Source organism: Mycobacterium montefiorense (assembly GCF_025823255.1).
Classification (GTDB): domain Bacteria; phylum Actinomycetota; class Actinomycetes; order Mycobacteriales; family Mycobacteriaceae; genus Mycobacterium; species Mycobacterium montefiorense.
Genome location: NZ_JACKVL010000018.1, coordinates 20,236 through 39,957, shown reverse-complemented (window position 1 = coordinate 39,957; position 19,722 = coordinate 20,236). Strand labels below are relative to the sequence as shown.

Genomic DNA, 19,722 nt, shown 5'->3' with positions numbered 1-19,722 from the left:
CATGAGTGATCTGAAAAGCCTGGGCTACATCACCATTTCGACGAACGACATCGACCGCTGGCGCCGTTTCGCTTTCGGCGTCCTGGGTTTCGCCGAAGGCAAGGGCCCCGACGAGTCCGCGCTGTATCTGCGGATGGACGAGCGGGCGGCTCGGTTGATCGTGGTGCCGGGCGAGACCGACCGGGTGCTCACCATCGGCTGGGAGGTGCGCGATCACCCGGCGCTGCAGCGGGTCAAGACTGCCCTCGACGGTGCCGGGGTGCCGTTCAAGCAAATGTCCGTCGACGACGCCGAAGCTCGCCGGGTGGAAGAGGTGATCACCTTCGAGGATCCGGCCGGCACCACTATCGAGGTGTTCCACGGCGCGGTGCTCGATCACAGCCCGGTCGTCACTCCGTTCGGCGCGCGATTCGTCACCGGCGATCAGGGCCTGGGCCACGTCGTGGTGCCCGCAATGGATCCCAATGGACTGTTCGACTTCTACACCGAGGTCCTGGGATTCCGCTCCCGCGGGGCGTTCCGGGTGCCGTTGCCGAAAGAGTTCGGCCCGGTGCGGGTTCGATTCCTCGGGATCAACGAACGCCATCACAGCATGGCGATCGTGCCCGCCGCACACATGCGCGACCCCCGGCTGGTGCACATCATGGTCGAGGTCGACACTCTTGACGCGGTGGGTCAGGCGCTCGACCGGGTCAACGCCGAGGGCTTCCAGTTGTCGTCCACGCTCGGCCGCCACACCAACGACAAGATGCTCTCCTTCTACGTCCGGGCGCCCGGCGATTGGGACATCGAGTTCGGCACCGAAGGCATGCGGGTCGACGAAAACTATTACACCGCAGAGGAAATCACCGCTGACAGCTACTGGGGCCACCAGTGGGTCGGCGAGATGCCCGCGGCCATGCAGCTATGACACCTGACACCGACGTCACGCCCGTGCTGGCGTCGTCGATCACCGCGTGGGATCACGAAGCCGACGTTGTCATCGCGGGCTACGGCGTTGCCGGTGCGGCTGCCGCGGTCGAAGCTTCCCGCTCGGGTGCCGACGTCCTGGTGGCTGAACGCACCGGGTCCTGGGGCGGTGCCGCGGCCATGGCCGGCGGGTTCATCTACCTCGGCGGTGGCACGCCACTGCAAAAAGCCTGTGGTTTCACCGATTCCGTCGACAACATGGCGGCCTACCTCAACGTGGCGATGGGACCCGGCGCCGACGAGAACCGGATCGCCGACTACTGCGCCGGCAGCGTCGCGCACTTCGACTGGCTCATCGGGTGCGGCGTGCCGTTCAAGGCGGAGTTCTTTTCCGAGCCCGGCTGGGAGCCGATGGGCGATCAGGGGCTGATGTACAGCGGCGGCGAAAATTCGTTCCCGTTCAACACGATCGCCTCCCCCGCCCCGCGCGGGCATGTCCCGCAGATGCAGAACAAAAAGCAGGGCGAGGCCAGCGCGGGCTACATGCTGATGAAGCCGCTCGTCGAAACCGCCACCGCGGCAGGCGCACGCGCGCTCTACGACGTGCGGGTGCAGTGCCTGATAGTCGAATCCGACGGCCGGGTGGTCGGCATCCGCGCCCGGCAGTACGGCACCGAGATGACGATCCGGGCGCGCAGCGGGGTCGTCCTCGCGACCGGGAGCTTCGCCTACAACGACGCGATGGTGGCGCGCTACGCGCCGCGAATCGCCGGACGCCCGGCCGCGTCGATTGAGGAGCACGACGGGCAGGCGATCCGGATGGCGCAGGCCCTCGGCGCCGATCTGGCTCACATGGACGCCACCGAAGTCGCGATCTTCATCGACCCGCAGCAGCTGGTGCGCGGGATCTTGGTCAACGGGCGCGGCCAGCGCTACGTCGCCGAGGACACCTACCCGGGCCGCATCGGACAACTCACGCTCTACCACCAGGACAACACCGCCTACCTGATCATCGACAACGATGCCCAGCAAGAGGCAATGACGTCGTGGTCACCGAAGTTCATGCTGCGACAGCCGACGTGGGTGGCCGACAGCGTGGCGGACCTGGAGCGCGACATCGGCCTGGCGCCCGGCTCGCTGCAGGCGACCGTCGCCGCCTACAACGACGGCGCCGTACGCGGCGAGGATCCGCTGCTACACATGAAGCCGGAGTGGCTCAAACCGATCGGCAGCCCGCTCGGAGCGATCGATCTGCGGGAGAACACCGGCGGGTTCACCTTGGGCGGGCTCGCCACCACGCTGGACGCCGAGGTGCTGCACGTGAGCGGCGAACCAATCCCGGGGCTCTTCGCCGCCGGTCGTTCGACCGCCGGATTGGCCGCCTGGGGCTATGCCAGCGGCGTCTCACTCGGCGACGGCAGCTTCTATGGCCGACGCGCCGGACGGTCGGCAGCCAAGGCCTGACGCTTTTCACTCGCGCCGTGGGGTCCGCTGGGTCCGCCGGCGATTTTCGTGTCGTGTGTGACAGCGGCCACATCCGTATGGTACAAACAGATATTACTACTAGGCATATAACGGCCAGATAGAAATAGCTGATGGAGGAACCGATGACTGGGACCGTGCGCGCCGCTGCGACCGAATCAAGCACACCCACCGCCGTCATCGACCGCATCTCGTTGGTCCTCGACGCATTCGACGGGCCGGGGCGCCTCACGCTCGCCCAGATCGTTCGGCGCACCGGCCTGCCGCGTTCGTCGGCGCACCGGATGCTCGAACGCCTGGTGCAGCTGCGCTGGCTGCGCCGCAGCGGACGCGACTACGAACTCGGCATGCGCTTGGTGGAACTCGGATCGCTGGCCGTGCACCAGGACCGCCTGGTGCGTGCGGCCGGCCCACTACTGGGCGAGTTACACCGCGCCACCGGACTGGTGGCCCATCTCGCGGTGCTGGACGGACCCGACGTGGTCTACCTCGACAAGACCGGCGACCGAATGGCCGACGCGATCCCCACCCGGGTCGGCGCCCGCCAGCCCGCGCATTGCACCGCCGTAGGCAAGGCGATCCTGGCCTACTGTGACGAGGACGCCCAAGTCGATCTGCGGGTCCGCAAGACCAAGTACTCGATGTCCACCAGCTCACAACTCGCCGCGGAACTGGCCAAGGTGCGCGCCCATGGTGTGGCGTTCGAGCGCGAGGAGTCGTTGCTCGGATTCGGTTGTGTCGCAGCGCCCATCGGCGGCCCGGGCGACGCTGTTGCCGCGGTGTCGGTCTGCGGCCCGATCAATCGCATGATGTTCCATCAGCGACTCACCGCGCCGGTACGCATGACGGCGATGGGCATCTGGCGCAACGTCGAAGACGGCCCACGGCGGGTCGCACCGACGCTGCAGCCGCTGCGCCCACTACTCCCCCAGCGTCAGCCTCACACTCCCGCGCCACGGCCCGCCTTGCAATACGCGTGAATCCGTTCGACGGCGGCGTCGCAGTCATCACCGGAGCCGGCGCGGGTATCGGTGCGGGCCTGGCCCGTCACGCGGTCACGTTGGGGATGACCGTGGTGCCGGCCGACATCGACGCCGACGCCATCGCGGCCTTGCGTGAGGAGCTCTGCGCTGCAGGAGGATCCGCGGTCGACATCGGGTGCGACGTCCGCGATCCGGGCGCGGTGCAACAACTCGCCGAGCGCACCTACCACGATGTCGGCGCGGTGCGGCTATTGGTGAACAACGCCGGCGTGGAGCAGTTCGGATACCTGTGGGACACGCCCCTGTCCAACTGGCAGCGCGTCGTCGACATCAACATCAGCGGGGTGTTCCACGGCGTACGCGCGTTCCTGCCGAAGATGATGGCCACCGACGAGCACGCCTGGGTGTGGAACCTGTCGTCAGTCGGTGGTGTGGTGGCAATTCCATTGCAGGCGCCCTACATCGTGAGCAAACATGCGGTGCTGGCGTTGACCGAATGCCTATATCTCGATGTCCAGGCGGCCGGACATGCCCACCACATTCACGTGCAGGCGGTGCTGCCGGGTGCGGTGAAGTCCGACATTTTCGAGTCCGCTGGCGACGTCGGCCCCGGCGGTGATAGCGCCGTCGCCGAAGCGCAGCGCGCTGCGATGCTGGAAGTCAAGTCCGCGGCAATGGACCCACAGGCGGCCGCGGTGACTCTTTTCGAGCAGGCCGTCGACGGCCGGTTCTATCTGCTCACCGAGCCGGAGTATGTAGGCGCGGCGATGGTGGAGCGGGCGAATGTGCTTGCTGCCCAGCGCCCCCCAGTCTTCCGACCCTAGGCAATTTGTTCAGCTCTGAGGGACAACGGCCCGCTGTGTCTCACCGATCGGAAGGCTCCCCGGTAGCCGGTAACGACACCGATCCGGCGCCGGCACGGGCCAGGTTTTCCTGCCGAGGCGCGGCCGAGCTGTTCGAGGAACACACTCCGATCAAGGTTTCAGCTGCATCGGCTGTACTCCAGACGGTTGCTAAGACAGGCCTGGCGGCAGAGTCGGTCTTGAGTCCCTCATTGACCGAGGTAACCGGGTTGGCCTACCTCGCCTATCAATTTGAAATGGATTTCATCTGCTGTTGCACTCGGAACCTTCCGGATGTGTTATAGCTGATCCGAATTAAACCCCGCTCATGTCTGCCTCCGCCGCGGATGTGACCAGTACCGATTCGACTCCTTTTCGATATAAACGCGTGACGCAGTAGCCCGACGCTCGTATGGCATCATACGATAGCAAGAATATCGATTCGGCGTGCTTATCGAGTTATGGAGGACGATGTTCAATTTAGCTTTCCTATCCCGACAAAGCTTAATTCCTATTACGTCTGCAATTACGATCATATTCGGAGAAATCTCCTCAGCCGAGGCGAGTGCCACACCGAAAGCCGATCAGCTGAACTGGACAGTAACGAAACTGACGTCCAGGCTTGACGATCAGAAAGCTCTAGTTAATCCGCTGATGCCGGAAGATTTCGTGCAAAATCCCCCCACTGGACGATGCGCCGCCAGGGACGGGGTACCCACCTGCGTTTACAGAATAGATAGACGACCGCCCCACACGAGTACAGATACAGACACGCTTGGCATTTTCGACACGGGATTCGAAACGCTAGGAAGAAATGGAAACCTTCTCGATCACCTCAATGGCAGAAGCACCAGAATTCCACCGTTTCAATCAGGGGACAGCATGTTCGTAGCCACGACCACAAGTCGTGACTATTACCGCGAACATGCTTCTCGTAGCCTGCAAGGCACAGAGCGGGTGTGGTTATACACGATCCGGCCGACTCGCTCATTTCACTCGGTGAGACGCAGTCTGGAGAGGGCTAGCTGGTCCGCTGACCGGGCAGTTCGGAACGAGGCGCGAAATACATTGCGAAGTTTTGAGTACCAGGCGGAATGGGTCTCTTATGGAGATGTTGGGCCGGAGTGGATAGAATCAGCTGTTCCGGTGACCCTGAGGGGCGGGCAGCTATCTTTTGAATTCGACAGTGGGGTGTCTAATCCGCGATTCAATCGATGGTTGGCCGCCGACGCCAACCCGGACCCCTATCCGATTGAGCGTAGAACGCTCCGCGACAATGAACCTACCCCGTCATTCGGGTTTCGGAATCCTCGCAATCCTAATCGATGGTTCAGAGCAGGGATATTTTGCAGTGGAAACTACGAATACGGTCATGATAAAAGAAGGAAAAGAGATGTAAACGACGCAATGTGCACTAGGGCTGAACCGATTCCTGGTTCCATTCCTGCCCCCAGGGGCGTGTCGTCTGATGCGGCATGGTTTAAAGGCGCTTGGGTTATGTGGGATGGCTCGGTAACCGCACCTAATGGATATTATCTCTCTATCCGCATCAAGTCCAAGCCGCCAGCGGCGTCGTGGACTTGGCTTACGCCATCCAATGCCGGACGTGAGACGCTTCCCACACCGCGCAGAAAGCGGCAGTATTACGATGTCCTGTACGTTCTTCGAGACAGCAATACCGGTAAAGACTATGAGTCTAAATCAGCCACTGTGTACACCGAGTGCGGATTCCTCAAGTGCTGGGGGTCTGAACCGCTGCTCGATCTCGATGATGTTTTGATATTCGATTAACCAAAAGGGTCGATAGGGACCGGTACAAGGAGTGGTGCGTGAGAATATATTCGCACCTTTACTCGTCTACTCGGCACGCAAGTCCAACAGCACACATAGCTCCTGACAGTGCCGGTAGGCCATGGCGGTACCGGACCGATGTAGGCCGTCCGCGGCGACCTCGACAGGCGGCCTGCGGCACCAGCCGGCAGTGCCCGGGAACGGGAGTGCCCGAACGCTGCATTCAATCTTCCAATGTGGCGTCGACGCAGTTCGGCGACCTTTCGGATACCGGAAAGTACTGGGCTTCGCAGTAGTGGGCTCCGCAGGAGCCGCCCGTTTTGTTGAGGTTCTCGACCGCCTTGCGCTATCTGCTCGGCATTTCCCGCAAGGTCTGCTGCCACATGTAGGTGACGTTGCGCAGCGACATCAGCAGATTCGCCGGGGTAGCGATGATGATCTTGCTGCGTTTCGCGCGTAATCCCCAGCCCGGGGCCGTGCCCGAGCGACGCGTGAGCGGCGATGGCGGAGCGGGCGAATGTGCTTGCCGCCCAACGCCCCCCGGCGCCGAGATAATCCACGTACCTATTCGTCGACGATAGAAAGCTCGCCGTGGCGCACCGCGTCGAGGATCGACTCGCGCAGCGCCGAACACACCAGGAACACACCCCGGTCGGCGTGCGCCGACACCTTCTGAGCTCCGGCGCGCTCGGTGCACCGGTCCGTCGCATCGGCATTCCACTGCACGCTGGTTTGGCTCCAGGTGCTCTTGCGCACCAGCACACGCGCTCCGCAGCTGCGACATGCCACGGGCATCATCGGCATCGCGTCGAGCCGATTGTCCGTCCGCGCAGGCGAATCGGCTGCCATCACACCGAGCCGGCTGGGTGGGCAGCCATGTTCGCCTCGACCTCTTTCATCCACGCCTCATAGGGGCGTGCGGTGTCCAGCTCGAACTCGAAGCGGTCCACCATATCCGGCTGCACGTCCCCGGCGTCGACGTAGAACTGCTGATACCAGCGTCGCAGTTGATAGACCGGACCGTCCTCCTCGACCAGCAGCGGGTTGTCGATACGAGCCTTGTGCCGCCAGATCTCGACGTCCTGCTCGAAACCCAGCTTGACGTAATCACCCAGTTGGATTGCGGTTCTCATGGCCTCATCGCCGGGCAACGCCTCCGATTTCTTGACGATGATGCCGTATTGCAGCACAAAGGAATTCGAGTCGATCGGATAGTGGCAATTGATCAGGATCGACTGCGCGTCGCCATACTCGTAGTGGTAGGTCAGGTCGTCGATCATGAACGACGGGCCATAGTACGACGCCATTGAGGTATTGCCCAGCATCTTGGCGCCTTCGGTGCTGCCCATGTCGGGTCGGCCTTCGCCGTTCATGTACTGCGTCGCGATGTGTCCCTCGAAGATGTTTTTGAAGTAAGTCGGCAACGCGCCGTGGATATAGAAGAAGTGCGCCATATCCACGACGTTGTCGATGATTTCACGGCAATTGCTGGTGCCCACGACCGTGGTGTACCAGTGCCAGTCGGTCCACTCATCGCTGGTAGCTCCCTCGATATGCGGGATCGTGACCTCCGGCGGCGGTGGTTTGCGCTCCGGGTCGTTCCAGACGAACAACATGCCGTCCTGCTCCAGCGTGGTCCAGGTCGCCGTGCGGGCCAGCCTGGGTGCTCGTCGGGCGTACGGCACCTGCTTGCATCGCCCGTCACCACCCCAGCGCCAGGCGTGGAATGGACAGGCGATCTCGTCGCCCTTCACCTCGCCCTGGGACAGGTCGCCGCCCATGTGCCGGCAGTAGCTGTCGAGGACGTTGATCTTGCCGTCGCCGCTTCGGAAAACCACCAGCTTCTGACCGAAGGCGTTGATCGCGTGCGGTTTGCCGTCGCCGAAATCTCTGATCAATCCCAGGCAATGCCAGCCGCGGGCAAACCGGGTCGGTGCGGCCTGGGCCTCAATGAGCCGAACGTCGTCGGTGTCATGCATGCGCATGATCGAACTCCCGGGGACGCGCCTTTGGGTCGCATTGTTCCACTCATCAGGACGGCTATTCCTGCGTCACGCGGCCCGGGCATACGGTGCTCGGCGTGGCACTGCACAGCGCGACGATCCCCGCCGGACTTCCCGTCACCGACACCATCGTCGACCTGCTTGTCGTGGGCTCGGGCACCGGGATGGCCGCGGCGCTGGCCGCCCACGAACTCGGGCTGTCGGTACTGGTCGTGGAGAAGGCGTCGCACGTGGGCGGCTCGACCGCGCGGTCCGGCGGCGCGCTGTGGCTGCCCGCGGGGCCGGTGCTCGCCGAGGCCGGCGCCGGCGATACACAGGAGCGGGCCGCCACCTACCTCCATTCGGTGGTTGCGGACTCGGCACCCCAGCAGCGCTCGACGGCATTCCTGACGCATGTGTCCGCGACGGTCGGCATGCTGCGACGAAACACGCCTCTGCGATTCTTTTGGGCGCGCGACTATTCCGACTATCACCCTGAGGAGCCCGGTGGCAGCGCGGCGGGCCGCACCTGTGAATGTCAGCCGTTCGACACGTCGCTTCTGGGCGTCTACCGCACCCGGTTGGAGCCCGGTTTGATGGAGGTCAGCGTTCCGGTGCCGACGACGGGTGCCGACTACCGCTGGATGAATCTGGTGGCGCGGGTACCGCGCAAGGGAATTCCGACGTTCGCCAAACGGATCGCGCAAGGCGTGGGCGGTCGGATGCTGGGCCGGCGCTACGCCGCGGGCGGCCAGGGCCTGGCGGCCGGCCTGTTCGCGGGTGTGCTGCGCGCCGGTATCCCAGTGTGGACGGACACCACCCTGCTGCGCCTCGACGGCGACGGTGCGCGGCGCGCTCGTGGCGCACGCCGGCCGCGAGGTGACGATCGCGGCTCGACGCGGCGTCGTGCTGGCCACCGGCGGTTTCGACCACAGCATAGACATGCGATGGAAATTTCAGTCCGAGTCGCTGGGTAGCAATCTCAGCCTTGGTGCGGCGACCAACACCGGCGACGGGATCCGCGCCGGGCAAGAAATCGGCGGCAACATCGATCTGATGGACCAGGCGTGGTGGTTTCCGGCCATCGCGCCGCTCCCGGGCGAGGCGCCGGCCGTGATGCTGGCCGAACGATCGCTTCCGGGCAGTCTGATCGTGAACCAGCACGGTCGCCGATTCGCCAACGAGTCGTCGGACTACATGTCGTTCGGCCAGCGCTTGCTCGAGCTGGAGCGGTCAGGCAGCCCGGCCGAAACGATGTGGATCATCTTCGATCAGCAGTATCGCAACAGCTATGTCTTTGGTGCCCAACTATTTCCGCGGATGCGTATCCCACAGACGTGGTATGACGCGGGCATTGCGGTGCGCGCCGATAACTTCGCCGAACTGGGCGCTCGGATCGGCCTGCCGGTTCCGGACTTCACCGAAACGGTCACGCGGTTCAACCAAAACGCCTCAGCCGGAGATGATCCCGACTTTGGCCGGGGCGACAGCGCCTACGACCGCTACTACGGCGACCCGACGATCTCCCCGAACCCCAACCTGCGCGCCCTGATCAAAGGTCCGTTCTACGCCGTTGCGATGGTGCTCAGCGACCTGGGCACCTGCGGCGGATTGACAGCCGACCACCGGGCTCGGGTGCTGCGCGAGGACGGGACCGTGATCAACGGGCTGTATGCGATCGGCAACACCGCCGCCAACGCATTCGGCACGACTTATCCGGGTGCGGGCGCAACGATCGCGCAGGGACTCGTGTACGGCTACATCGCGGCCCGGGATGCGGCCGGCGCCGACTAATCGGCTTCGCGCTTGGCCTCGACCTGCTTTTCGACCTCGCGCCAATAGCCGGGCGTGGTGCGCGGTTTGCCGGAACTACCCTTTGGTGCCGTCTGCAATATGCGGTCGGCCTCGTCGATGTCCTTCATCATCTCCAGCGCGAACTCACGCTCGGCGGCGTAGTACTTGGCCGCCCAGCGCAACGCGATCACCGAGTACGCCCAGGCGGGTTCGGCTTCGGCTCCCTCGGCGTCCTCGAGTGCCTTGCGGTGGCAGGACTCGGTGTAGGCCACGTACTCCTGCAGCACTTCCTTGAGCCGGGCCGGATTACTCAGATGCCCCAACGTCATCCGCATCAGCACGCTGTGTTTGAGCACCGGCGGATCCACGGGTGCGTCAGTGGCCCAGTCGGTGACCGCGTCCATGCCGGCCTTGGTGATCTTGTAGAGCCGGCGGCTGCGGGTGCCCTCATCATGCTCGACGCGAGACGTGGCCAAACCCAGGCCTTCCAACTTCTTCAGCTCGGTGTAGATCTGGCTGTACGAGGGGCTCCAGTAGTAGAGGTCGACGCTCCAGTCGATCCACTTCTTCAGGTCGTAGCCGGAGACTTCCTCTTCATAGGACAGCATGCCAAGCAGCGCCCAGCTGGTCGCCGCAAGCGCCCCTTTCACCGGCTTTTCACTGCTCTCCGCCACGTCGCCAGGTTAACAACCCGAAGACCCGATTGAGCGGCACTGACCGCTGGCCGGGACACCGCAATGTGGGCGATTCAGGGTAACGGCCACTGCGCAGTGAGCTTTGATTTCCTTGTCGGCCGCGCCTGATAAGGAGTCCCTGCGTGAAATTCGTCTTCCCTCTGCCGCATATGCTCCGCCTCAAGGCAACGATGCAGTCCTGGGAACCAACGGTCACCGGACCCGACCAAACGCGAATGGCGAAATGTGCCGACCGCTGGGGCTACGACATGATTGCCATCCCCGAGCATCTCGTCATTCCCGCCGAGCATGTCGAATTGTCCGGGCCGCACTATCTGCACTCAACGGTCGCTCAGGCCCATATCGCCGGGGCCACCGAACACATCGCCATCAATTCCTGCGTCACTATCCTGCCGCTGCAGCATCCGATCGTCCTGGCCAAGGCACTGGCGACCGCCGACTGGATGAGTGGAGGCCGAATGGTGGTCACCTTCGGGGTCGGTTGGCTGGCGCGGGAGTTCGAACTCTTGCGCGTGCCGTTTCACGAGCGGGGCCGCATCGCCGACGAATACCTGGCGGCGATCGTCGAATTGTGGACCAGCGACACGCCGCAGTTCGATGGCCGCTATGTGTCATTCGACAACATCGCATTCGAACCGAAGCCCGTTCAGCAGCCTCACCTCCCGATCTGGGTCGGCGGCGACGCCGATGCGGCGCTGCGCAGAGCGGCCAAATACGCATCCGGGTGGTGGCCGTTTCTGACAACTCCCGAGCAGATCGCCGAAAAGCTGGACTACATCAAGGCCCAGCCCGGCTATGACGGTCGGCCTTTCGACGTGATGCACGGCATGGGCACCAATCGGGTCGGCGAGGGGCACGTGATCCGCAGGGGCTCGGGCGACCGACCGGGCATGAGCATCCAGCAAATCATCGACCGTTTGAATTGGCTCGCCGAGCAGGGTGTGACGGTCAGCGCCGTACCGATTCCCGCTGTCGGCGGCGTCGACGAATATCTCGATTACGCGCAGTGGGTTATTGAAGAGATCAAACCCAACGTCGGTTAGCTGCCTCCGCCCACGGGCCGTCGCCGCGTAAGAGGAAAAGCCTTCTATGCGATAGGACACGTGTCGTAGCCCTGGCGGTATGTCAACGACACCATGGAGTTGTCCGCACGGTCTTACGGGCAACGCCCACGTCCGTGTCGTGGCGGTCAACTCCCGGACGAAAGGTGCGGACAATCGTGGCTCGAAGATTCGCTGTTGCCGGTCGATCGCAACATCTGTGCACATCGCACCCGGCCGGCTCCGCGCTACCGCCGCGCCTGTTAGCTCCCGGCCATCGTTTGCTCGCTCCAATTCAACTGGGCGCGATGTACGCACCGAACCGGATTCTGATGGCGCCCATGACGCGCACCCGCGCCGCGGACGACGGCGTGCCGACCAAGCTGATGGCTGATTACTATGCGCAGCGGGCAACTGCGGGACTGATCATCACCGAGGGCACGTTCCCTTCGGCGCGGGGCCAGGCGTACCCCAAACAGCCCGGTGTGCACACTGACGCACAGCAAGCCGGATGGGCACGGGTCGCGGAAGCCGTCCACGCAGCGGGTGGCCGAATTGTGGTGCAGCTCATGCATTCTGGCCGCATGTCCCATCCCGAAATCCTTGGCGGCCAACAGCCCGTCGCAGCGTCGGCGATCAGGCCCGCCGGCACGGTTCACACCGCCGCTGGGGAGAAGCCCTTTGTCACTCCGCACGAACTGACCGTCCACGAAATAGGTTCGGTGATTTCTGATTTCGTCGCCGCAGCGTGTCGCGCGCGAGCGGCCGGGGCAGACGGCGTTGAGATCAATGCCGCGAACGGCTACCTGTTGAGTCAATTTCTGTCCTACGACGCGAATTACCGGCGTGACGCCTACGGCGGGTCTGCTCAGGATCGCGCCCGATTTCCGACCGAGGTCATTGGCGCGGTCGCCGATGTGATCGGCCCCGAACGCTTGGGGTTGCGCATATCTCCGGGCAATCCGGAGAACGACATCCACGAACCGGACCTCGAAGCGCATTTGATTCTCGCCAAGAACGCCCGCGAATTGGGATTGGCGTATCTGCATGCGCGAGTCCCACCCGAACGGCCCATCTACTCGTGGCTGCGTCGTCGATGGCCGGACCGCCTGTTGCTCAACGGCGGGTTCGGAAAGACGACCTCCCGTGAGCAAGCCGTCGATTTCGTCAAGACCGGCACCGCGGACGCCGTGACCGTTGGCCGCGCATATCTGGCGAATCCGGATTTAGTGCGGCGATGGACCTACGGGGCACAACTCAATGCGCCACGAAACGAATTTCTCTACACCGGTGGCGCACAGGGTTATACGGATTACCCATCCTGGCGCTGACGAGTAACGAAGGTCACATCCAAGTGGGGCCACCCCGTTGTCGTCCGGGCGGTGTTCTGGTTCGAAGAACAGATAAAGATGGAAGGACACACCATGACGAGCGGATCACTGCACGGCACGCAACTGGCCGAGATGGGCGACGACCGAGATGAGCGGGCGGCGCAGCGGGTGGCCGAGTTGTTCGACAAGGATCCCCAATTTCGCGCGGCGGCCCCCGTTCCGGAGGTGGTCGAGGCGGCCTGCACACCCGGCCTGCGGCTCGTTGAGGTGTTCGAGACGATCGTCGAGGGCTATGCCGATCGCCCAGCTCTCGGGCAGCGCACCCGCGAAATGGTCACCGACGCCGATGGCCGCACGTCCGCGCAGCTGCGGCCGCGTTTCGAGACCATCAGCTACCGAGACGTTTGGGACCGAGTGCGTGCCATCGCCAGTGCCTGGCACCATGACCCCGAGAACCCGGTCACGCCTGGGGATGTCGTCGCGACCGTCGGATTCTCCAGCGCCGATTATCTGGTCGTCGACATGGTGTGTGCATATCTCGGATTGGTGACCGTCCCGCTGCAACACAACGCTCCGGTGACCAGACTCCGCCCGATCATCGAGGAATGCGAGCCGAAGATCGTGGCGGTCAGCGCCGAGTATCTCGACCTGGCCGTGGAGTCCGTGCTGACCAGCTCGTCGTTACGGCAGCTGATGGTGTTCGACTACCACCCCGAGGTCGACGAGCAGCGGGAGAACTTCGAACAGAGCCGTATTCGCTTGCAGGGCAGGGGGGCTCAGGTTGTCGTCAGCACGGTCGACGACGTCGTGGAGCGCGGCCAACAACGGTCCGCCGGCCCGGCCTTCACCGAGGGCAGCGATGAGCGCCTGGCCATGATCATGTACACCTCCGGTAGCACCGGGACGCCCAAGGGAGCCATGTACACCGAGCGAACGATCGCCAGGGTGTGGACGTCAGGGTTCTTCCTCAACCCCGGCATGCCAGTGCTCAACGTGAATTTCATGCCGCTGAACCACCTCGGCGGCCGACTGCCAGTAGCATCGGCATTCATCGCCGGCGGTACCAACTATTTCGTCCCCGAGTCCGATCTGTCCACCCTGTTCGAAGACTGGGCATTGGTGCGGCCCACCGAACTCGGAGTGGTTCCCCGCGTAGTGGAGATGCTGTACCAGCACTACCGCGGCGCGGTTGATCGCGGGATCGCGGAGGGGGCAGATCCCGCAACCGCGGAGCAGGACGCGGCGACCGAGGTGCGTGAGCATGTCTTGGGCGGCCGGGTGCTTGGCGGTTTCGTCGGCAGCGCTCCGCTGGCCGCAGAGATGAAGACATTCCTGGATTGGACGCTGGGTGCGCACATCGTGGACGGCTACGGTCTGACCGAGACCGGCATCCTGGCCCGAGACGGCGTGATCAGTCGCAAGCGGGTCATCGATTACAAGCTGGTCGACGTCCCGGAGCTCGGCTACTTCCTCACCGACCGGCCGTATCCGCGTGGGGAATTGCTCGTCAAGACGGACACGATGACGCCGGGCTACTACAAGCGACCGGACATCACCGCCGAGGTTTTCGACGAAGACGGCTTCTACAAGACCGGCGACGTGATGGCAGAAATCGAAGCCGACCATCTCGTCTACGTCGATCGCCGCAACAACGTCCTCAAGCTTGCTCAGGGCGAGTTCGTCGCGGTGACGAATCTGGAGTCCATCTACGCCGGGGCTCCACTGGTGCAACAGATCTTCGTGTACGGCAACAGCGAACGGCCCAGTCTGCTCGCTGTCATTGTGCCCACTCCCGAAGCGCTGGCCGAATACGGCAACAGTCCGGCATTGAAAGCGGCGATACATCAGTCGCTTCAGCAGAGTGCCGCGGCCGCGCAGCTGCAGTCGTACGAAGTGCCCGTCGACTTCATCCTGGAAACGAAACCTTTCACCGACGTGAACGGATTGCTCTCCGGCTTGGGTAAGCAACTGCGCCCCAGACTGAAGGAGCGCTACGGCGAACGCCTTGAGGAGCTGTACACCGAAATTGCGGCCGCGCAGGTCGACGAGATCCGGGTGCTACGCGAGACTGCTGCCGACCGACCCGTGGTAGAGACACTGGCCGGAGCATGCCGCGCCCTGCTCGGCACCTCTGCCGCCGGCCCCGAGGCGCATTTCACCGACCTCGGTGGAGATTCGTTGTCCGCGTTGACCTTCTCGCACCTGCTCGAGGAGATCTTCCGCGTCGAGGTTCCAGTTTCGGTGATCACCAGCCCGGCTAACAGCATCGGGAAAATCGCCGACTACATCGAGACTCAGCGCGGTACTGGCATCCAACGCCCGACTTTCAGTACTGTTCACGGGCAAGACGCGAGGGGTATTGCAGCCGCTGACCTGACGTTGGACAAGTTCGTGGACGCCCAAACATTAGCCACCGCACCGTCATTGCCGCACATCACCGGCGCGCCGCATACCGTTCTGCTGACCGGCGCGAACGGATGGCTCGGGCGATTCTTGACCCTCGAGTGGCTGGAACGACTCGCCAAGCGGGGCGGAAAGCTGGTCACTATCGTCCGCGGCAGCGACGCCAAGGAGGCCAGGACACGACTGGAGGCGGCGTTCGACAGGGGCGATCCCGAGCTGCTGAACCGGTTCCGCGAGCTTTCCGCCCTACACCTCGAGGTGCTGCCGGGCGATATCGCCGACCTAAATCTAGGGCTGGACCCCGCAACCTGGCAACGGCTCGCCGACACCGTCGATGTGATCGTGCACCCGGCCGCACTGGTCAACCATGTGCTGCCTTACAGTCAGCTGTTCGGGCCGAATGTTGTTGGGACCGCAGAACTTATCCGGTTGGCAATCACCACTCACATCAAGCCCATCACCTACTTGTCCACCATCGCTGTAGCAATGACCGTGCCGCAAGGCCAATTCCAGGAGGACGGCGACATCCGGCAGGTGAGCCCCAATCGCCCACTCAACGACGACTACGCCAACGGCTATGCAAACAGCAAGTGGGCCGGTGAGGTGCTGCTCCGGGAAGCCAACGACGTGTGCGGACTGCCGGTCGCGGTGTTCCGGTCCGACATGATCCTCGCGCACACCCGATACCGTGGGCAGCTCAATGTGCCAGACATGTTCACCCGGCTGATCTTCAGCTTGCTGGTGACCGGCATTGCCCCGCATTCGTTTTACGAACGCGAGGGCGTGGGCAGCCGGGCTCGCGCGCACTACGACGGCCTGCCGGTCGACTTCATCGCCGAGGCGATCACCACGATCGGCTCCAGGGTCACCGAAGGCTACAGCTCGTTCGACGTGATGAACCCGTACGACGACGGCGTTTCTCTGGATGTGTTCGTGGACTGGCTGATTCGGGCCGGCAACAAGATCCAGCGCATCGCTGATTACGACGATTGGCTGGCCCGGTTCCAGACCGCGCTGACGGGATTGCCTGAGCGGCAACGTCAGCAGTCGATCCTCCCGCTGCTGCACGCGTTCCGCAAGCCGGAAAAGCCACTCCGAGGCGCGGCCGCACCGACCGCGGCATTCCACACCGCGGTGCGCGCGGGCGAGGTCGGGCCGGACAACGACATCCCGCACATCTCCGCGGAGTTGATCGACAAATACGCCGACGACTTGCGCCAGCTGTCCTTACTCGGCTGAGCGTCGGACCCGGAGAGAGGATATCCATGGACATCACAATTCTCAGCATGCTCGGAGACGGCGACCCGCGCGCGGTGGCGGACAGCTATATCGAGCTGGTTTCGCGCGTCGCCGCAGAGGGCTTCGCTCGCATGTGGACGGCCCAACTTCCATGGGAGCCAGATCTACTGACGGTGCAGGCTCTCGCATTCCGCGAGGTGCCGGGTATCGAGTTGGGTGTGGGAGTGCTGCCCATCCAGGTCGCACACCCCATGCTGACCGCCCAGCGCGCGCTGACCCTCAGCGCACTATCCGGTGGGCGGTTCAAAATCGGCCTTGGGTTAGCTCACCCGACTTTCAGCCAGGACTTGTGGGGCATCCCGTGGGAAAGGCCGGTCCGGCGTATGAACGAGTATCTGGACGGTGTGCAACCGCTGCTCGCCGGTGAGGAAGCCCATGCGATCGGCGAGATGGTGACGACTGGTGGCTCGCTGCGAATATCCGGCGTCACGCCCCCACCGCTCTATATCGCCGCGCTGGGTCCGCAGATGCTGCGCGTGGCGGCCCGCCGCACCGCCGGAACAATCACCTGGATGACCGGGCCCAAGACGCTGGCGAATCACATCGTCCCCACCCTGCGCGACGCAGCGGCCGCGGCCGGCCGCCCCGAGGGCGCGGTCACGGTATTGGCCAGTCTGCCTGTCTGTGTCACGGATGACGCGGACGGCGCCAGGGCCCGCGCGGCCGAAGAATTCGCGTACTACAGCACCCTGCCGTCGTATCGCGCGATGTTCGAGCGGGAAGGCATCACCGGCCCCGAGGAGATCACGCTGGTCGGCGACGAAGCCACCGTCGCCAACCGCATCGACGAGATACGCAGCGCCGGTGTCGACGAATTCGCGGCGTTTCCGTTCGGTGACGAAGAAACCGTTACCCGAACCCGGGCGTTGTTGCGGAAGGTCGCCGACCGGCCGGTCATCTGATCCGCAGGCCTCGTTTGTGCACCCAGAGCACCGCCGCGACGCTTCCGGTCGCCCACACCAATAGCGCGATGGCAAGGTGCACAAAGCTTTTGGTGTCGCGGCCGAACACCGGCCAGACCAGCGCGGGTAGTTTTGTCCACAACAACTGATGCTCAACGCCGTTCATCGGGTCGGCGAAGTAGTACAGCGCGTAGGGCAGCGTCAGCGCGCCGATCCAGCCGCGGGTGCGGCGACGATCGCCGCGCTGCCGCCACCGCCGTAGCAACGGCTCGACGCTGACCGGGTGAAGCACCGAGAACACGTTGCCCACCCCGAGCCAGGACACGATGGGCACCGCGACCGTGGGAATCGTAATAGCCAGGCGCGCCGGGGTTTCCAGCCAAAGGGTCAACACCATCGCCGTCACCAAGGTCGGCAGTCCGACGATCACCAGCAGGGCCAGGTTCTTGATCAACAGCACCCGCCAGAACGGCACCCCGTCGGACACAGCCTGAACGACGCGATAGTGATCGGCACCGAACAGGTTGGTGGTAGTGACATCGGCGAGGATCCACGATGAGAAGTAGGTTCCGACCAGTACTACCCAGTCCTGGTGGCGGCCCAGCGTTAGTGGCTGCACCACCAACCACCCCACGGCGAAGACCAAGTTGGCCACCACGCCCATCAGCCAGGTGCGCGGCGAAGTGAACGCCCAGCGGATTTCCGCGACCACAGCCGGCCATAGGTCTCGGCGCAAATCCTTGGCGGCATATTTGGCCGCGGTGGGACGCGGTGCCGACGCACGCGCCACCGTACGGAGCACGGCGCGCACCCGAGGGCGCACCGCCTGCTCTAACTCGACCATCTGTCCACCGCGCGAATGGCGGTCCGTACAACCACCTGCCCTACCAATCCTTTTCGGTTCTTCGACTAAACGGGGCGCTCGGGCGTGGACTGGATGAACCGCCGGTGCAATTCCTCGGTGAGCACGTGAATCTGGCGGGTGAGCTCGGTGTTGGTCTTCAGCTCCAACTCCTGAGTCTGGAAGTCGTGGTCGGCCCTGGCCTGCTGGAAAGCAGCCTGACGGTTCTGGCCGATCATCACGAAGGTCGACAGGAAAATCGCCTCGAGGGACACCACCAGGGTCAGCGTCGGCCAAGGATTGCGTTCCACGAACACCATCCAGACGCCGAACAACGCCGCGTGCAGCCAGACGAAATTCATCGACCCGGCAAACGCTGTGATCCGGTCTGCCAAGCGCAACTGAAGATTGTCGCTGCGCCGTTTGGCTTCCTCCAGTACGGCGGGGTGATGGAGCTGTCCGCCGCGCAGCAGCCGGCGCGGAATCAATTGCGGGTTGTGTCGATGGTCGTCGGCTGGTGTCGTCATCGCGAGCCGTTCCTTTCCTCTGCCACGGTGATCCGTCACCTCGACCGCCGCGGCGGGTGCACGGGACCGCTGGCTAATGCTAGTGGCCAAAGCGCCGTGAAACGGTGAAGACGTCGACGCTCAGCGGCCTGGCGCGGTGACGACGATCGATTCCTCGCCGGGCTGCCAGGCAGCGGTGAAGGTGGCGACGCTGACCTGCTCGTCGGCATGGTCGGCGCCGGGGTCGTTCAAGTGAACGAGCTGCTTATCGATATCGATTCCAGCGACGACAAGATAGTGATCGGCCTTGGTGCGCTGGTCGCTGGTGTTCCAGATGACCGCCGAATTGACCCAGGCGATCGCCTTACGCCCGTTACGCAGGTACTGCTGCAACGCGGGCATGCCGGTGCATAAATCGGCCCTGAATTGCTGCCCGACGGCGTGTTCTGCGCCAGCGTGATCATCTGCTGTTCCGTCGGCTCGTCTCCGGTGATCTCACCGACCACGTCGGCCACCGACATCAGCCCGCAGTTGTCCTCGAGCGACTGCGCCCGCCAATACTTGGCAGCCGCAGCGGGGTCACCGTACACACCGGCGCTGGCGGCCACCGATGAGATCGTCGACGATGGCCTAGATGCCGTCGTCGAATGACACCCCGAAACCACGGGCACACCGGCCACACCAAGGAAAGCGACCACCGCGGCCGTACGCGCGGCGGTAGCGATCCGGGAGCTGAACACGGTGCTGATCGGGCTAGTGAACCACCAATTCGCATGCCTCGCCTGGGTTCCCCGCAATCGACGGCGGCACTCCGGAGCACTCAATAGAACGTGTTACAGTTTTGCCGACCGCGACCGAGCGCCAGGGCAGCCGGACGTTGCGTCTGAGGAGGCTCGCATGGATTCCATCGTCGGCAGCCCGA

The 19,722-nt window shown here is 63.8% G+C and carries 16 protein-coding genes and 1 pseudogene; 11 read left to right on the top strand and 6 right to left on the bottom strand.

Annotated features, from left to right (window positions below; all coding sequences use genetic code 11):
* The first annotated feature begins 1 nt into the window (after nucleotide 1).
* The 5 genes from bphC (at nucleotide 2) to H7K34_RS27020 (ending at nucleotide 6,007) form a co-directional block, all read left to right on the top strand.
* Nucleotides 2–910, top strand: a complete 909-nt coding sequence (gene bphC, locus H7K34_RS26030) for a biphenyl-2,3-diol 1,2-dioxygenase (RefSeq protein ID WP_264064916.1) — start codon at nucleotides 2–4, stop codon at nucleotides 908–910.
* Complete coding sequence (locus H7K34_RS26025) at nucleotides 907–2,373, top strand: FAD-dependent oxidoreductase (protein WP_264064915.1); 1,467 nt, start codon at nucleotides 907–909, stop codon at nucleotides 2,371–2,373. Before bphC ends, H7K34_RS26025 begins: the two co-directional genes overlap by 4 nt.
* A gap of 143 nt (nucleotides 2,374–2,516) precedes the next feature.
* On the top strand, nucleotides 2,517–3,371 hold the full coding sequence (locus tag H7K34_RS26020) for an IclR family transcriptional regulator (RefSeq protein ID WP_264064914.1): 855 nt from the start codon (nucleotides 2,517–2,519) through the stop codon (nucleotides 3,369–3,371).
* Nucleotides 3,368–4,198 carry an SDR family NAD(P)-dependent oxidoreductase gene (locus H7K34_RS26015; RefSeq protein ID WP_264064913.1) on the top strand — a complete coding sequence of 277 codons (831 nt, stop codon included), beginning with the start codon at nucleotides 3,368–3,370 and terminating at the stop codon, nucleotides 4,196–4,198. The genes H7K34_RS26020 and H7K34_RS26015 overlap by 4 nt, the downstream gene beginning before the upstream one ends.
* A gap of 489 nt (nucleotides 4,199–4,687) precedes the next feature.
* A complete protein-coding gene (locus H7K34_RS27020; protein ID WP_372510878.1) occupies nucleotides 4,688–6,007 on the top strand; it encodes a hypothetical protein in 1,320 nt (439 codons plus the stop codon).
* 564 nt (nucleotides 6,008–6,571) lie between these two features.
* Here H7K34_RS27020 and H7K34_RS26010 read toward each other — a convergent pair.
* Nucleotides 6,572–6,856 (bottom strand): ferredoxin, encoded by a 285-nt coding sequence (locus H7K34_RS26010; RefSeq protein ID WP_264064912.1) that lies wholly within the window; start codon nucleotides 6,854–6,856, stop codon nucleotides 6,572–6,574.
* Nucleotides 6,856–7,986 (bottom strand): 3-ketosteroid-9-alpha-hydroxylase subunit A, encoded by a 1,131-nt coding sequence (locus H7K34_RS26005; protein WP_264065040.1) that lies wholly within the window; start codon nucleotides 7,984–7,986, stop codon nucleotides 6,856–6,858. The genes H7K34_RS26010 and H7K34_RS26005 overlap by 1 nt, the downstream gene beginning before the upstream one ends.
* 188 nt (nucleotides 7,987–8,174) lie before the next feature.
* On the opposite strand from H7K34_RS26005, the pseudogene H7K34_RS26000 reads away from it, so the two are divergent.
* Nucleotides 8,175–9,666 (top strand): annotated as a pseudogene (locus H7K34_RS26000) (3-ketosteroid-delta-1-dehydrogenase); the annotation flags it as partial.
* 113 nt (nucleotides 9,667–9,779) lie between these two features.
* On the opposite strand, the gene H7K34_RS25995 reads toward H7K34_RS26000, so the two are convergent.
* Nucleotides 9,780–10,391 (bottom strand): PadR family transcriptional regulator, encoded by a 612-nt coding sequence (locus tag H7K34_RS25995; RefSeq protein ID WP_264065039.1) that lies wholly within the window; start codon nucleotides 10,389–10,391, stop codon nucleotides 9,780–9,782.
* A gap of 209 nt (nucleotides 10,392–10,600) precedes the next feature.
* Between H7K34_RS25995 and H7K34_RS25990 the strand changes: the two genes are divergently transcribed.
* From H7K34_RS25990 to H7K34_RS25975, 4 genes are all read left to right on the top strand, one after another.
* Nucleotides 10,601–11,521, top strand: coding sequence for a TIGR03619 family F420-dependent LLM class oxidoreductase (locus H7K34_RS25990; RefSeq protein ID WP_264064911.1), 921 nt, complete (start codon nucleotides 10,601–10,603; stop codon nucleotides 11,519–11,521).
* Nucleotides 11,522–11,799: 278 nt separating this feature from the next.
* Entirely contained in the window at nucleotides 11,800–12,849 is a 1,050-nt protein-coding gene (locus H7K34_RS25985) for an alkene reductase (RefSeq protein ID WP_264065038.1), read from the top strand.
* Between the two features lie 132 nt (nucleotides 12,850–12,981).
* The gene (car, locus tag H7K34_RS25980; protein ID WP_264065036.1) at nucleotides 12,982–16,491 is read left to right on the top strand and encodes a carboxylic acid reductase; all 3,510 of its coding nucleotides are present in this window, start codon (nucleotides 12,982–12,984) and stop codon (nucleotides 16,489–16,491) included.
* Between the two features lie 26 nt (nucleotides 16,492–16,517).
* Entirely contained in the window at nucleotides 16,518–17,453 is a 936-nt protein-coding gene (locus H7K34_RS25975) for a TIGR03564 family F420-dependent LLM class oxidoreductase (RefSeq protein WP_264064910.1), read from the top strand.
* On the opposite strand, the gene H7K34_RS25970 is transcribed toward H7K34_RS25975, so the two are convergent.
* The 3 genes from H7K34_RS25970 to H7K34_RS25960 all read right to left on the bottom strand — a co-directional run bounded on the left by H7K34_RS25970 (nucleotide 17,446) and on the right by H7K34_RS25960 (nucleotide 19,202).
* Nucleotides 17,446–18,297 carry a hypothetical protein gene (locus tag H7K34_RS25970; protein ID WP_264064909.1) on the bottom strand — a complete coding sequence of 284 codons (852 nt, stop codon included), beginning with the start codon at nucleotides 18,295–18,297 and terminating at the stop codon, nucleotides 17,446–17,448. The two genes, H7K34_RS25975 and H7K34_RS25970, sit on opposite strands and share 8 nt — an antisense overlap.
* A 65-nt stretch (nucleotides 18,298–18,362) precedes the next feature.
* A complete protein-coding gene (locus H7K34_RS25965) occupies nucleotides 18,363–18,821 on the bottom strand; it encodes a DUF1003 domain-containing protein (RefSeq protein WP_108923177.1) in 459 nt (152 codons plus the stop codon).
* A gap of 120 nt (nucleotides 18,822–18,941) precedes the next feature.
* Complete coding sequence (locus tag H7K34_RS25960) at nucleotides 18,942–19,202, bottom strand: C39 family peptidase (protein ID WP_264064907.1); 261 nt, start codon at nucleotides 19,200–19,202, stop codon at nucleotides 18,942–18,944.
* An 87-nt stretch (nucleotides 19,203–19,289) separates the two neighbouring features.
* Between H7K34_RS25960 and H7K34_RS25955 the strand changes: the two genes are divergently transcribed.
* Nucleotides 19,290–19,451 (top strand): hypothetical protein, encoded by a 162-nt coding sequence (locus H7K34_RS25955; protein ID WP_264064906.1) that lies wholly within the window; start codon nucleotides 19,290–19,292, stop codon nucleotides 19,449–19,451.
* Nucleotides 19,452–19,722: the final 271 nt, after the last annotated feature.